This is a genomic window from Empedobacter sp. UBA5987, from assembly GCF_002429865.1.
In the GTDB taxonomy this organism is placed as follows: domain Bacteria; phylum Bacteroidota; class Bacteroidia; order Flavobacteriales; family Weeksellaceae; genus Empedobacter; species Empedobacter falsenii_B.
Genome location: NZ_DJBB01000020.1, coordinates 1 through 14,547 on the forward strand (window position 1 = coordinate 1; position 14,547 = coordinate 14,547).

16 protein-coding genes and 1 pseudogene are annotated in these 14,547 nt (G+C 31.5%); 7 read left to right on the forward strand and 10 right to left on the reverse strand.

Features of this window, described 5'->3' with window-relative positions; translation table 11 throughout:
* Positions 1-51 precede the first annotated feature (51 nt).
* Both B3J26_RS03605 and B3J26_RS03610 read right to left on the reverse strand, forming a co-directional pair.
* The gene (locus B3J26_RS03605) at positions 52-414 is read right to left on the reverse strand and encodes a MerR family transcriptional regulator (RefSeq protein WP_291073302.1); all 363 of its coding nucleotides are present in this window, start codon (positions 412-414) and stop codon (positions 52-54) included.
* 9 nt (positions 415-423) lie between these two features.
* A complete protein-coding gene (locus tag B3J26_RS03610; protein ID WP_038330999.1) occupies positions 424-1,374 on the reverse strand; it encodes a M23 family metallopeptidase in 951 nt (316 codons plus the stop codon).
* A 99-nt stretch (positions 1,375-1,473) separates the two neighbouring features.
* Between B3J26_RS03610 and alaS the strand changes: the two genes are divergently transcribed.
* The 3 genes and pseudogenes from alaS to B3J26_RS03625 all read left to right on the forward strand — a co-directional run bounded on the left by alaS (position 1,474) and on the right by B3J26_RS03625 (position 5,572).
* Complete coding sequence (alaS, locus tag B3J26_RS03615; protein ID WP_291073304.1) at positions 1,474-4,083, forward strand: alanine--tRNA ligase; 2,610 nt, start codon at positions 1,474-1,476, stop codon at positions 4,081-4,083.
* Between the two features lie 102 nt (positions 4,084-4,185).
* Positions 4,186-5,096, forward strand: a pseudogene (locus B3J26_RS03620) (DMT family transporter).
* An 80-nt stretch (positions 5,097-5,176) separates the two neighbouring features.
* Entirely contained in the window at positions 5,177-5,572 is a 396-nt protein-coding gene (locus B3J26_RS03625) for a DUF805 domain-containing protein (RefSeq protein ID WP_244958051.1), read from the forward strand.
* 15 nt (positions 5,573-5,587) lie between these two features.
* Here the strand turns inward: B3J26_RS03625 and B3J26_RS03630 are convergent, their stop codons facing one another.
* Complete coding sequence (locus tag B3J26_RS03630) at positions 5,588-6,115, reverse strand: hypothetical protein (protein ID WP_221856200.1); 528 nt, start codon at positions 6,113-6,115, stop codon at positions 5,588-5,590.
* A 174-nt stretch (positions 6,116-6,289) separates the two neighbouring features.
* On the opposite strand from B3J26_RS03630, the gene B3J26_RS03635 reads away from it, so the two are divergent.
* Positions 6,290-6,706, forward strand: coding sequence for a nucleoside-diphosphate kinase (locus B3J26_RS03635; protein WP_038330990.1), 417 nt, complete (start codon positions 6,290-6,292; stop codon positions 6,704-6,706).
* A 100-nt stretch (positions 6,707-6,806) separates the two neighbouring features.
* Positions 6,807-7,265 (forward strand): copper resistance protein NlpE N-terminal domain-containing protein, encoded by a 459-nt coding sequence (locus tag B3J26_RS03640; protein ID WP_219033791.1) that lies wholly within the window; start codon positions 6,807-6,809, stop codon positions 7,263-7,265.
* A 214-nt stretch (positions 7,266-7,479) separates the two neighbouring features.
* Here the strand turns inward: B3J26_RS03640 and B3J26_RS03645 are convergent, their stop codons facing one another.
* The 6 genes from B3J26_RS03645 to B3J26_RS03670 all read right to left on the reverse strand — a co-directional run bounded on the left by B3J26_RS03645 (position 7,480) and on the right by B3J26_RS03670 (position 11,782).
* Positions 7,480-8,220, reverse strand: a complete 741-nt coding sequence (locus B3J26_RS03645) for an acyl-[acyl-carrier-protein] thioesterase (RefSeq protein ID WP_219033792.1) — start codon at positions 8,218-8,220, stop codon at positions 7,480-7,482.
* Positions 8,221-8,250: 30 nt separating this feature from the next.
* Positions 8,251-8,748 carry a 6,7-dimethyl-8-ribityllumazine synthase gene (gene ribH / locus B3J26_RS03650; RefSeq protein ID WP_180905773.1) on the reverse strand — a complete coding sequence of 166 codons (498 nt, stop codon included), beginning with the start codon at positions 8,746-8,748 and terminating at the stop codon, positions 8,251-8,253.
* A 114-nt stretch (positions 8,749-8,862) separates the two neighbouring features.
* Positions 8,863-9,570 (reverse strand): tetratricopeptide repeat protein, encoded by a 708-nt coding sequence (locus tag B3J26_RS03655; protein ID WP_221856203.1) that lies wholly within the window; start codon positions 9,568-9,570, stop codon positions 8,863-8,865.
* A 74-nt stretch (positions 9,571-9,644) separates the two neighbouring features.
* Positions 9,645-10,244: a porin family protein gene (locus B3J26_RS03660; protein ID WP_291073307.1), complete on the reverse strand. Its 600-nt coding sequence runs from the start codon at positions 10,242-10,244 to the stop codon at positions 9,645-9,647.
* Between the two features lie 24 nt (positions 10,245-10,268).
* A complete protein-coding gene (locus B3J26_RS03665; protein ID WP_114998788.1) occupies positions 10,269-11,036 on the reverse strand; it encodes an ABC transporter ATP-binding protein in 768 nt (255 codons plus the stop codon).
* Positions 11,036-11,782 (reverse strand): MlaE family ABC transporter permease, encoded by a 747-nt coding sequence (locus tag B3J26_RS03670; RefSeq protein ID WP_038330976.1) that lies wholly within the window; start codon positions 11,780-11,782, stop codon positions 11,036-11,038. The genes B3J26_RS03665 and B3J26_RS03670 overlap by 1 nt, the downstream gene beginning before the upstream one ends.
* A gap of 53 nt (positions 11,783-11,835) precedes the next feature.
* On the opposite strand from B3J26_RS03670, the gene B3J26_RS03675 reads away from it, so the two are divergent.
* Together B3J26_RS03675 and B3J26_RS03680 are read left to right on the forward strand one after the other, a co-directional pair.
* Complete coding sequence (locus tag B3J26_RS03675) at positions 11,836-12,426, forward strand: SprT-like domain-containing protein (protein WP_180905771.1); 591 nt, start codon at positions 11,836-11,838, stop codon at positions 12,424-12,426.
* 9 nt (positions 12,427-12,435) lie between these two features.
* Complete coding sequence (locus tag B3J26_RS03680) at positions 12,436-13,530, forward strand: mannose-1-phosphate guanylyltransferase (protein ID WP_291073309.1); 1,095 nt, start codon at positions 12,436-12,438, stop codon at positions 13,528-13,530.
* Between the two features lie 38 nt (positions 13,531-13,568).
* Here B3J26_RS03680 and B3J26_RS03685 read toward each other — a convergent pair whose 3' ends face one another.
* Complete coding sequence (locus tag B3J26_RS03685; RefSeq protein ID WP_291073311.1) at positions 13,569-14,483, reverse strand: hypothetical protein; 915 nt, start codon at positions 14,481-14,483, stop codon at positions 13,569-13,571.
* Between the last annotated feature and the right edge of the window lie 64 nt (positions 14,484-14,547).

Below are 14,547 nucleotides of genomic sequence, written 5' to 3' on the forward strand. Positions count from 1 at the left end.
GGAACTTTCGTTAGGATATCCACAAAAGTTTTATAACCAAAAAAGATGAACTTAATTCAGTTCATCTTTTATTTCTTCCGATTCAAAACTCATTTTAAGTTTGATGAGTTCGTCTTTTATATTTTCTAATCGCTTCACAACATCTATTTCATCTGTCGTTGTCGCAATTCCTTTTTTACCAATCGCTTGTTTTGCGCCTTCTAACGTATAGCCTTTTATTTTGACCAAATAATAGATATTCTTAAAACAATCAATATCATTTTTGGTAAATAATCTATTTCCTTTTTTGTTCTTTTTGGGTTGAATAATTTCAAATTCTTTTTCCCAAAATCGAATCAACGATGCATTTACATCAAAGGCTTTGGCGACTTCGCCAATCGAGTAATATAGTTTATCAGGCAGGTCTACGTTCATTATCAGCGTTTAATCCAAAGATAATGACAATTTTTTAGAGTTTTGATAAATTTTAATGAAATCGTCTGGATCAACATCATTGTAGAAATACATAATAGGATCTACAGGTTCCCCATTCTTGTGAATTTCGTAATGCAAATGCGCTCCTGTCGACAATCCAGTCGTCCCAACATAACCAATTACATCACCTCTTTTCACTTTTTGTCCGCTTCGAACTTTAGCACGAGACATGTGAGCATACAAACTTTCGTAACCATTTCCGTGTTTCAAGACCACCATATTTCCGTAACCCGAATTAAATTCAGAAACTTTTACAGAACCATCTCCAGTTGCATAAATTGGTGTTCCTGTAGACGCAGCAAAATCTAAACCTTTGTGCATTTTATTCACTTTCAAAATTGGGTGAAAACGAGATCCATAACCAGATGCTAATCTACTTACATATTTATCTGCAACAGGTTTTAGAACTGGCATTGATGATAAATTCGCATCTTTTACACCAGCCGAACGAAACACTTCGTCCAACGATTTTGATTCAATTTCGATTTTATCAATCAATTTTTCAATATCTTCTGCTGTATAATTATCAATTTCTTTGTTTACAGAATCGATGTTTTCATTGACACGCATATCATAAATTGTACGATAAATATTGCGATCTTTTTCTTCGATTTCTGTCAAAGCTTCTTCTACTTCTTTGAATTTTTTATGTAATTGCTGATTTTCATTTTCCATTCTTTCCAACTCAGCCAATAATTTGCTTTTGTCGTCTTTGAATTTTCCTGCTCTAGATGCGTATTCTGAATCATTAAAATGATATCCAATCATTCCAGCAGATATTGTCGATAGACATAAAAATAGTAATACGTATAACGCTGTTTTAGGAGTTTTTTGGACTCTTTTCTTCGCCCAACTCATCAAAAATTTCACAGAATTATACTTATAGTTTTTATTTTCCATTACTTAACCAACCTTTTATTATCTTTGTAAAACGTTTGCAAAGTAACGAATATTGTACGAGTAAACTTGTTAATCAAATGATAAAAATAATTTAATTAAATGAAATCCAAAGATATAAGAAAAGAATTTCTGCATTTTTTTGAGACAAAAGGCCACTTAATAGTAGACTCAGCGCCGATTGTTTTGAAAGACGATCCGACATTAATGTTCAATAATTCGGGGATGGCACAATTCAAAGAATATTTTTTAGGAAACGGAACTCCAAAAAGTAATCGTATCGCGGATACACAAAAATGTCTTCGTGTTTCTGGTAAACATAATGATTTGGATGATGTAGGAAAAGATACTTACCACCACACGATGTTCGAAATGTTAGGAAACTGGTCTTTTGGTGATTATTTCAAAAAAGAAGCAATCGCTTGGGCATGGGAATTACTAACAGAAAAATACGGAATCTCTAAAGATCAAATTTATGTAACCGTTTTTGAAGGTGACAAAGGTGACGGAACATCATTAGATGAAGAAGCGTTAGAACTTTGGAAACAACATATTGCGGAAGACAGAATTCTTTACGGAAATAAAAAAGATAATTTCTGGGAAATGGGTGATATTGGACCATGTGGACCATGTTCTGAAATTCACGTAGATATTCGTCCAGAAGCTGATCGTTTAGCTGTTGATGGAAAATCATTGGTTAATATGGATCATCCACAAGTTATCGAAATTTGGAATTTGGTATTTATGCAATATCAACGTAAGGCGGATGGTTCTTTAGAATCTTTACCAGCTCGCCACATCGATACAGGTATGGGATTTGAGCGTTTAGCAATGGTTTTACAAGGAAAATCATCTAATTATGATACAGATGTTTTTCAACCAACAATCAATAAATTAGAAGAAATTTCTGGTGTAAAATATGGAGCATCAGAAAAAACAGATATCGCTATACGTGTTGTAGTTGACCATTTACGTGCAGTTTCTTTTGCAATTGCAGATGGACAATTACCATCAAACACAGGAGCAGGATATGTAATTCGTCGTATTTTACGTCGTGCAATTTCTTACGGATATCGTTTCTTAGGTCTTAAAGAACCTTTTATCTATAAATTATATCCAATCTTGAAAGCTGAAATGGGCGATTTCTTCCCAGAATTAGTGAAACAAGAAACAATTGTAACTGGCGTTATTCGTGAAGAAGAAGCTTCTTTCTTACGTACAATTGAACAAGGATTAAACCGATTAAATCAAATCATCGAGCAATTAGGAGATTCTAAAGTTGTTCCTGGTGATGTGATTTTCGAATTATATGATACATTCGGTTTCCCTGCAGATTTATCTCGTATTGTAGCAGAAGATCACGGTTTCACAATTGATGAAGCTGGTTTTGAAGCTGAAATGGCGAAACAAAAAGAACGTTCGAAAAAAGCAACTGCTTTGGTAACGGATGACTGGGTTATTTTAGATGACAAAGGAAACGAAACTTCTATCGCTTATGATAACACAGAAGCTGAAGTAAAAATTACACGTTACAGAAAAGTAAAAAATAAAAAAGGAGAATTTTTCCAATTAGTATTCAACCAAACGCCATTCTATGCAGAATCTGGAGGACAAATTGGTGATACAGGATCAATTTCTACTTTGAATGAAACAATTGAAGTTGTTGACACGAAGAAAGAAAATAACTTAGTAATTCATTTTGTTGAAACTTTACCAGAAAATGTAAACGCTACATTCAATGCGAAAGTTGATACAGAAAAACGTAATGAGACAACGAAAAATCACTCTGCGACACACTTAATGCACGAAGCATTACGCGAAGTTTTAGGAACTCACGTAGAACAAAAAGGTTCTTATGTGGGAGATGATTATTTACGTTTTGACTTTTCTCATTTCTCTAAAATGACAGATGAAGAATTGGCAATTGTTGAGCAAAAAGTAAACGATAAAATTGCAGAAGCTTTACCATTAATCGAAAAAAGAGATTGTGATATCAACGAAGCTATCGCTGAAGGCGCAATGGCTTTATTTGGTGAAAAATATGGTGATAAAGTTCGTGTTATTCGTTTCGGATCTTCTATCGAATTATGTGGTGGTACGCACGTAAAAAACACAGCGGATATTCGTTTGTTCAGAATTTTATCTGAATCTTCTACTGCTGCTGGTATTCGTCGTATCGAAGCAATTACATCAAACAAAGCAATCGAAGCATACAAAGATGCTGAGAAAAATTACAATGATGTTTTAGCTGCACTTAAAACGAAAAATGATGCGGTAAAAGCTGTTCAACATTTATTAGATGAAAATGCAGAATTGAAAAAACAATTAGAATCTTTTGTTGCGCAACAAGCTGCTGCTGAAAAAGCAACTTGGAAAGCTGCAATTAAAGAGATTAATGGTGTTAATTTCTTAGCGGTTAAAACGAATTTAGATACAAATGCCGCAAAACAAAATGCAATTGATTTAACAAAAGAAATCGAAAATGCATTTATCGTAGTAGGTACTAATGATGCTGTAAAACCATCTATCACAATTTCTATTACAAAAAATCTTGTGGAAGAAAAAGGTTATAACGCAGGACAAATTGTAAAAGAAATTGCAAAACACATCAACGGTGGCGGAGGTGGACAACCTTTCTTAGCTACAGCAGGTGGTAAAGAGGTTTCTGGATTAGATGCTGCACTAAAACAAGCAGAAGATTTTGTTAAATAACAAATCTCTATTATAATACTCTAAAAGCGACTTGGTTTATCAAGTCGCTTTTTTTATTTTTATAATTCTATTTTAGAATTAACACTTTTAACTTTTTTAATCTTGAAAGACATCAAATTATTGATTGCCGTAAGCATAGTTGCAATTGTTTGGGGAACAACTTTTCTCGGAATTCGTATAGCTGTAGAAACTATTCCTAGTTGGTTTGTTGCTGAAATTCGTCAATTTTTGGCAGGACTAATTATGCTAATTATTTTACTATCTAAAAAGGAATTAAAATAGATTGTCTGGAAAAACCTTTCTTATCAACTTATCTCGCTTCATTAATGCTGATAATGGCAAATGGATTAACTACTGCTGCAGAAGAAAACTTATCGAGTATTTTAGCTGCATTAATTAGTGCAACCTCACCTATTCTCGTTTTTTTAGGAAGTATTTTTATTGGCTTACAAAAATTCAGTTAGCGTGGATTATTAGGTGTTTTACTTTATTTTGGGGGTGGAATATTTATTTTTTGGTAGGGAAATCAAGAATTAGCAAATCTAGCATATAGAACTGGAATTATTTTACTTTTTTGTGCAATTACAGGTTGGGCAACAGGAACTATTTTCATTAAAAAAATGAATATTCAATCCAAAAATATTTCTCTCAATCTTTTTTACCAATTTATATTTGCTGGAATTGTTTAAATTATTTTTGCTTTCGCTTTTACAAAAAATTATAATTTCGAAAATTGGAGTACAAAAAGTATTTCTGCCATGCTTTATTTAGCTGTTTTTGGTTCTGTGATTACGTTTTTTTCATTTCATTATGCGTTGACCAAAATTTCTCCAATACAAGTTTCTATTCTTTCTTATTTCAATACGATTATTGCAATAATTTTGGGTTGGTTAATATTAGACGAACAAATTTCATCAAAGTTTATCGTCGCTACTATTCTAATTATTCTTGGTGTTTTTATTATTAATTATAAGCCAGAAATGTTCAAAACTAAACGTTTAAAAGCAGATTAAGAGTTACGTAATAAAATTTATTTTAATATTTTTAACATAATTTAACAACTTAATCTATGATTGAAATATACAAACGAGTAATGTTTGACAATTACGCCAATTTCTCGGGAAGAGCCCGCAGAAGCGAATTTTGGTATACAACTTTAATTAATACTATATTTTTTATAATATCTTTCATTTGTTTATTTAAATTTATAAATATATCAGACATAGTTTCATATACTATTGGAGGAATAATAGTTTTATTTTTTTTTATAACTCTTATACCAAGATTAGCTTTAATAAGTAGAAGATTGCATGACACAGGAAAAAGTGGATGGTTCTATTTATTAACTTTTATACCTGGAGGAAATCTTATTTTATTAATATTTTTTATTATGGATAGTCAACCAGGTTCTAATCAATGGGGACCAAACCCAAAAGAAACTGATGATTCTATCAACGAAATAGGAAACGATTTAATCGAAAGATATTAAAATTAAAAAGCGAGATTAATTCTCGCTTTTTAATTGGATCAATTTTATCCATTGTTTTAGATTATATCGTCTAAAAATTCCGAAATAACGTTGATTAAAAGAGTTCACCCAAATCGAATTGTCTTCACAGTAAATCACAACTGTTTCGATATAATCTCTTCTTCGGTAATTGTATTTGTAAAAAATATTTCGTTCCGAATATTCAAAAAGAAACAAACCTTCTTCGTCCAATGATTGCGTAAAATTATGTTGACGCTGTGCTAATTCTTTGATTAAATTAATATTCTCACTCAACGATTTTGATGTTTTAATTTCTACAAAAAATCTGTCTTTAATTGTCGTTATTATTCGGATTCCAAAAATTAAAATCATTGAAATAAAAACAATATTCATTTCACTTGATGCATAAATAAAGAATAAAACAAGTGCAAACATCAGCCCAAAATCTAAATAATTCCAAATTTCGAAAGGTAGAAAATATTTATCACCAACCTTTTTGAGTTTTGTTTTATGATGAAATGTGGAAAGATCATTTGTATTCATAAGTTTTAGATTTCTCTTAAAAATAAGAAATATTATCGAATTGAAACAATCTTAAATGAATAACAATTAACTATTTTTATTAAAATAAGAAATTTTAATTATAAAACAAAAACATTCGAATCATTTTTGTAATTTTGCACCTCAAAAAATAAGTAATAAATACAATTCAATAAAATGGCAAACATTACATTTACAATGATTAAGCCTGATGCAGTTGCAAAAGGACACATCGGAGATATTTTAAAAGACATTACTGACGCTGGTTTCAAAATTAAAGCGGCTAAAATGACTCAATTAGCAAAACAAGATGCTGAAGCATTTTACGCTATCCACGCAGAGCGTCCTTTCTTCAAGGATTTAGTAGAATTCATGACTTCTGGACCAATCGTTGCTGCAGTTTTAGAAAAAGACAACGCAGTTGCTGATTTCCGTACTTTAATCGGTGCTACTAACCCAGCTGAGGCTGCAGAAGGTACAATCCGTGCTAAATATGCTGAATCTATCGATGCTAACGCTGTTCACGGTTCTGATTCTGACGAAAATGCTGCTATTGAAGCTGCTTTCCACTTTGCTGCGAAAGAAATTTTCTAATCGAATAAGATTACAAAACATTATACAAATCCTTCTGAAAATATTCGGAAGGATTTTTTTTGGCTCAAAATTTACTTACCTTTAAATCAAATTCTAAAAAATGAAAAAAATAATTTTAGCCACATTTACAATCGCAGCTTTTGTTGTGTCAAGTTGTAAAAGCGAAACAGAACCTGTAAAAAATGATGTAGAAAATGTAGAAGATTCAGTAAAAGTTGAAGCAAAAACTGCCGAAGAATCTATTCAATACGAAGGAGCTTACAAAGGAATTTTGCCTTGTTATGAGAAAGATTGCAAAGAGGTTGAAATGGAAATAAAATTATTACCAAACAAAGGATATGTCTATTCTACAAAACGTCTGGGGTTAGATAAAATGGCAATTATGACATCTGGAACTTTTCAGTTTAAAGAAGATGGAAATACAATTGTTTTTCCTGAAATTGCCAATGTTCCGAATGCTTTTTTGGTTGAAGAGGGAAAAATTACTCAGTTAAATAAAAATCAGAAGAAAATAGAATCGGCCGATTCTGCTAAATTTGTTTTGACAAAAGAAAAATAGATAAAAAAAGGTTTCGATATGAAACCTTTTTTTATTGTAATAATTTTAGATTCTTTGATAAACTCAGAATAATTGTTTTCAAAACTCTGATAAAGTAAATGTCATTCCGACGAAAGGAGGAATCTGAGATTCTTCATTCCACTTACGTTGCATTCTGACTTATTATCCATAAGTCATGTTGAACTCATTTCTACATCGCATTATACAAAGTATTTTACCTCAACTCCAATCGACAAACGAAGTTTACTTTTTCTTGATTAACAACTTTAAACTGAATTAAATTCTTAGTTTCTAATTTCTGAATTTCTATTTTGTCATGTAAACTTAATTCTTTCAAGAAATTCATATCAATCGCTTTGATACGATGTTTGAATATTATTTCAGGATCAATAGTATTCAAACACCAATCCAAATATTTGGTATTATTTGCGTGTTTTACGATATCTAAATCAGAAAACTGAACTTTATATTGAATAACTTCTGTTGGTTCAAAATCGATGTTTAAAATCGAATTCTCGACTTCCGTTGGTTTCAGATCAGGAAAACGTTCAATGTGAGATGAATCAATTTGAAGAATATCAGGACGACGTTTTTCTGTATTGAAAACCGCCCACAAACTTGAAGCTCCAATTAATTTTTTTCCATTTTTCTCGATTGTAAAATCACGAATAGATTTTGCACCTTTCAATACTTCAATCCAAGTTTTTACATCAACAAAATCTGTCCAAGAAGGTAATTCATCAATCTCAATTCGAAGTCGATTCATTACCCAAGATTGATTAAATTCTTGTAAATCAAAGAAACCTAAACCTCCTTTTATCGCGTGTTCTGAAGCAGTTAATTGAAAAAGATTTGCCATTTCAGACAATTTCATCTTACCTGTCGGATCACATTGAGAAAAATAAATCTCCCAATTTTTCGTATAAATTGATTTAAAATCTTCTGCTATTGGCATCGATAAAGTTTTGAATCTATCATTCTAAAATTATTTACCTAATTTCTTTTTCATATCCGCCATCATAACCGCAGCTACACCAGCTTCAACTCCTTTATTTCCATGTTTTCCGCCAGAACGATCAATTGATTGCTGTTCATTTTCGTCTGTTAAAACACAAAAAATAATTGGCATATTGTGTTTGATATTCAAATCTTTGATTCCTTGTGTCACACCTTGACAAACATAATCAAAATGCGCTGTTGCTCCACGAATCACACATCCAACAACGATAATTCCGTCCAAATCTGGATGAACTTGCGCGACTTTATCAGCTCCATAAATCAACTCAAAACTACCAGGAACTTCATATAATGTAACATCATCAGGATTTGCGCCCAAATCAATCAATGTATCTTTTGCTCCATCTCGTAAATTAAATGTGATATGATTATTCCATTCAGATGTAATGATTGCAAACTTAGAGCCCGCTACATTTGGTAATTCTGCTTTATTATATTGAGATAAATTTTTATTTTCTGTTGCCATTTTGTTTAAAATTTGAATGGTAAAATTACAAAAATGATTTAGGATAAACTTTGATTTGAATCAATAAAAAAAGCCGAACAATTTGTTCGGCTTGTAATTATCTTTTGAAGTGAATTATTTCGCAGTTTCAGAAGCGTATTTTAAACGCTCAATAAACTTCGCAGTTTCACCATTATTTGCATTTGGATATTTATCCTCTAAAGCTTGAAAATATTTTAAAGCATCAGCATTTTTACCTAATTCCATCGCAATTTCACCCGCTTTTGTATAGTAAGTCGATTGTAATGTTTCAACTTCTGTCGCTTCAGCAGCTTTTACATAGTAAGGTAAACCTTCTTCTAATTTGTTAGAAGCAACTAATGCATTTCCTAACATACCATATTTTTGCGCCAACATTACATTGTCATCTGTGTCAAAATCTTCTAATAATTTTACCGCAGATGCGTAATCTCCTAATTTATAATAAGAACTTGCCGCTTTGAAACGTGCTAAATTACCAGCATCAGTATTTCCATATTCATCAACAATTTGTTGTAAACCTTGGAAACTTCCTGCGCTACCATTAAGAGCAACGTTAATAGAATCTTGATCAAAAAGACGTTCTGCTTGAACCATTTCTTTGAAAGCATCATCCGATTTAGGTTCTACGACTAGTTTTAAGTAAGCAAAATAACCTAAAACAGCTACAATAATTACTCCTAAACCAATACCAATTGCTTTAGCATATTTTTCAACAAAAAACTCTACGTTGAAAGCTGTTCTATCTAATTTTTCTACGAATTGCTCTGTAGCGAATTCTTCTTTTTTATTATTTTTTGCCATTTTAATAATTTACGAGGTTGCAAAAATACAATTTGGAACAAATATATCCAATAAATTTATTTACAAACAACCTTTTAGAATAAATATGCTACTGATAAGTTTAACATTTGCGGACGAATTTCTGTTCTATATTGTCCATTTGATCCGTTCAAAATGTCAGATCCAACTTTTCCTAAACCGAATTCGTAACGTAAATCGAATAATAATTTAGAAACTTCTACACCTGCACCAATTTGCATTCCGACATTAAATTCGTCTTGTTTTGCAGTTGTAAAATCTTTTACAGATAATTTATCATCAAAATAGTAAGAGAAAACTGGACCAGCTTGAATATGTCCGATTCCTAAAAATCTTTTTCCAACATTTACAGGAATATCCATACGTTTTTTAGTTACATTCAGTTTTTGTCCATCAACATCATATTCATTTTTGAATTGCGTATACAATAACTCTGGTTGAATGTAAATTCCTGCTAAAGAGACACGAGCTAAAGCACCAGCTTGAAACCCTGCAGAAGCTTTCCCATCTTTCTTGAAAATATTTCCAGCATCTTCCCAAACTTTTCCTTTATCTGTATTGAAAACAGCTCCTCCTTTGATACCAAAATTGATATTTTGTGCTGTTGCAAAATTTGCAGCTAAACCTACAATTGCAGTTAAAATTAATTTTTTCATAGAATTTTTATTTTTATTGATTTATTATTGTTCTTTTAATAAGGCTTCTCTTAGTTTCTTGAAAAGATTTGACGAATATACAAAATCAATAACATTTGGATTATCAGCCACCAAAATCTCCTCTTTTGTCCCTTCCCATTCCAAGAAACCATTTTTTAAGAAAACAATATGATCTCCAATTTCCATTACCGAGTTCATATCGTGTGTATTTACAACGGTTGTTGTGTTGTATTCTTTTGTGATATCATAAATTAATTGGTCGATAACTAACGCCGTTTTCGGGTCAAGACCAGAGTTTGGTTCATCAGCAAATAAATATTTTGGATTATTTACAATCGCGCGCGCAATCGCCACACGTTTTTGCATTCCTCCAGATATTTCTGACGGATATTTTTTAAGCGCTGTACGAGCTATTTCTACACGATCTAACACTTCACGCGCACGTTTTTCGGCATCAGCATTTGACATATCCGAAAACATTTGCAATGGAAATTTTACATTTTCTACAATATTCATCGTATCATACAAAGCCGAACCTTGGAAAACTACTCCAATTTCTGAACGTAAACGTTGTTTTTCTTTGTAATCAAACTCGATCATATTATCTCCTTCGTACAAAATTTGACCTGAAGTTGGTGTTAATAATCCAATCAAATTTTTCAAAAAAACAGTTTTTCCAGAACCACTTTGACCAATAATCAAACTAACTTTTCCTTTCTCGAAAGTGACAGAAAAACCTTTCAGTACTTCTACTGCATCAAATGATTTTCTGATATCTTTTACCTCAATCATTAGCTCAAAATTGTTTGTGTTAATATTAAATTGATCACAATAATTGCTACTGATGTCCATACAACAGCTGTTGTTGCAGAACGACCAACTTCTAACGAACCTCCTTTTACTTTATAACCATAATATGCCGGAATTGTTGCGATAACAAACGCGAATACCATTGTTTTAAGGAATGTATAGACAAACAATTTTGTTGCCATATTCATTTGTAAACCTGTAATAAAATCGGCTGCAGACCATAGTTTTGTAAAAACACCAATGTAGTAACCTCCTAATAATCCAAATCCGATAGAAATCATAACCAATAAAGGATTGAAAAATACACAGGCGATAATTTTTGGTAAAATCAAGAAGTTTGCAGAATTGATCCCCATTACATCTAACGCGTCAATTTGTTCTGTAACACGCATAGTTCCGATACTCGATGCGATGTACGAACCTACTTTACCAACTAAAATTAGCGACATAATGGTTGGGGCAAACTCTAACACCAAAACCACTTTGGTCGCATAACCAATGTAAGCATCTGGAACAGGAATAGACGCTCCCTGAAAGTTTTTCGCCATTTGTATTGCTACAACTGCACCCATAAATGTTGAGATAAAGGTTACAATTCCCAAAGAGTTGACACCTAAATCATATATTTCTCTAACGGTCAATTTCCAGAAAACGCTCAATTTTTGAGGTTTGCTAAATACTTTACCCATAAGCATAAAGTATGACCCTAAATTTTCGATTAGTTTCATTACGACAAAATTAATATTTTTATTGGAAAGGCTTTTTATTTATCTTGCACAATGTGAATTTAGAACATTTAACTTCTTATCTCCCTCATAATGCAGACTTGTATGTAAAAAAGTGGTTAGAAAATCATTTTATAACGTTAAAAATTACAAGAAGACGTGAAACTAAGTTGGGAGATTATCGCAAATTGGTCGAAAATAATCGTCATCAAATTACAGTGAATGGCGACTTAAATCAGTATGCTTTCTTTTTTGTTTTTACACATGAAGTGGCGCATCTCAAAACTTTTGTTCAGTTTGATTCGCGTAAAATAAATCCGCATGGAAAAGAATGGAAAACCATTTTTGGGCATTTATTATTAGAATCTCTTCACATTTATCCCGAAGAATTGCAACCGTATATTCTTCATCATGCCAAACATCCGAAAGCGAGTTTAGGAGCAGATATTAATATCTCAAAATATATTATAGATGATAAAAATCCTGCTCAAATTTATCTTGAAGATTTGGAGGATGGTACAATATTTTCGATAGGAAAAAGAATCTTTAAAAAAGAATCTAAAAGAAAATTAAGGTATCTTTGTTTAGAGTTGAAAACCAAGAAAAAATATTTGATAAACGCAACTGCAACTGTAAATAAACTTTAAAAGACAATCATGAATAATAAAGATAACTACGCTGTTATCCTTGCCAGTGGTACAGGAGTGAGATTATGGCCTTTGAGTACAATTAAAAAACCAAAACAATTTCATGATTTATTAGGAATAGGAAAAACTTTTATTCAATTAACATATAATCGCCTAAAAAAAGTCGTTCCGCAAGAAAATATTTTCATTGTAACTATTCAAGATTATAAAGAGATTGTAAAAGAACAATTACCAGATTTTGAGGATAAAAATTTTATCATCGAACCAAGAGTCATGAATACCGCAGCTTGTAATTTATTGGCCGCAATGACAATCCAACAATTTAATCCAAATGCAAAATTGATTATTTCTCCTTCAGATCATTTTATTTTTGATGAAGATGAATTTGTAGAAAAAGTAAATCTTGCTTTCGAAGATGCTGATAACGATCGATTGATTACTTTGGGAGTAGCTCCAACGCGACCAGATGTTAATTACAGTTATATTCAGTTCATCGAAAATACAACACCTATAAAAAAAGTAAAATCTTATATCGATAAACCTGATTTAGAATTTGCTGAATCTTTTATAACGAGTGGTGAATTTATTTGGAATACAGGAATCCTTGTTTGGTCTGTAGATAGTATTGTAAAAGCTTTTCAACAACATTTACCTTCGATGAAAGAAACTTTGAAAAAATATTTTAATCTTGAACGTTCTTTACAAAATACAGAAACTTTAAAACCTGTTTACACAACGTTAGATGTAACTTCTATCAACAAAGGAATTTTAGAACAAGCAGATAATGTTTATGTCATTCCAACAACTTTTGGCTGGAGTGATATTGGAACTTGGTCTGCAATCAACGAAAAGTATAAATACACAGGTGAAGATCAGGACGAAAATCACAATACATTATTATGTAAACATTTTTCTGGTTACAACGCTAAAAATAATTTTATTTATTCTACACAAGACAAAGCTATTATTATTGATGGATTAGATAGTTATGTGGTTATTAATTCGGAGAAAGGATTACTCATTTGTCCTCGAAGCAATGTACAGTTTATAAAAACTTATGTGAGCGATTTGAAATTACAGAAAAACGGAGAAAAATATTGTTAAAATATAGCTACAAAGTCCTTCAAGTTTGGATGACTTTTTTATTTGAAATCAATCGCTTTTGGATAAGCAACTTTCTGAATAATATAAATCGATAGCATAAAAAATATACTCATGATTAATGTTGCAACAGGTAAATATTTTATCGAGTCAGAAGGTAGAATCATTGGTAAAATCACCATTGCAAAAGCAGGAGGTAAGCGTAAATCTGTTAATTTCAAAATAAACATTACGACAATCAAATCGATTAATCCAATGATTAGCCAATTATCAAGATAATGCATCGTCAAACAACCAGCCATCGTCGCCATAAACATCACAAGAATACGTTTTAGACGTATAGTTAATTTTAATGTCGGATTATTTAACGATTCAAAAGAAATTACAATAATGGGTGGTATCGCAGAGAAGTATGCATAACCGCTAAAATAACAGGCTGCAAACCAAACTATGCATAATCCGATTAACCATCTATTATGGCTTGTGTAAATCATTGGAACTGCATTTTCAGTTGGTTTTAGTTTGAATATTTTTATTGATAGAAAAAGTAAAAAGACAAATAGAAATATCGCATATAGGAATACAAAAGATTCTGCATTTGTAACAATTGGTAATAATCCCGTAGCTAAAGCAGGCGCAAGTTGACTTTTAAAAATTTTCAAGACAATTAACATTACAACCAATACCAATGCTAGTTTGAATGATAATATAATTGGTAAAAAATTAATTCCAAATCCTAAAATAGCTGTAATTGACGGAAGTAAAAAAATATGAAATGGTCGTTGTAGCCATTTATTTTCTCGAAACGTTAAAATTCCGACAGATAATGCAGCAACTTCTGGTAAAATAATTTCTTTATCATCATAAATCATTGCTGTTCCAATCATGATTAAAATAAATAGAAAAGCGACAGAGTATGAGACAAAAGATTCTTTATTACCTAAGATAGATTTCATGAAATAAATGTATAAAAAAAACCTTTGCAAATATACAAAGGTTTTTGTCGGGGTGGCAGGATTC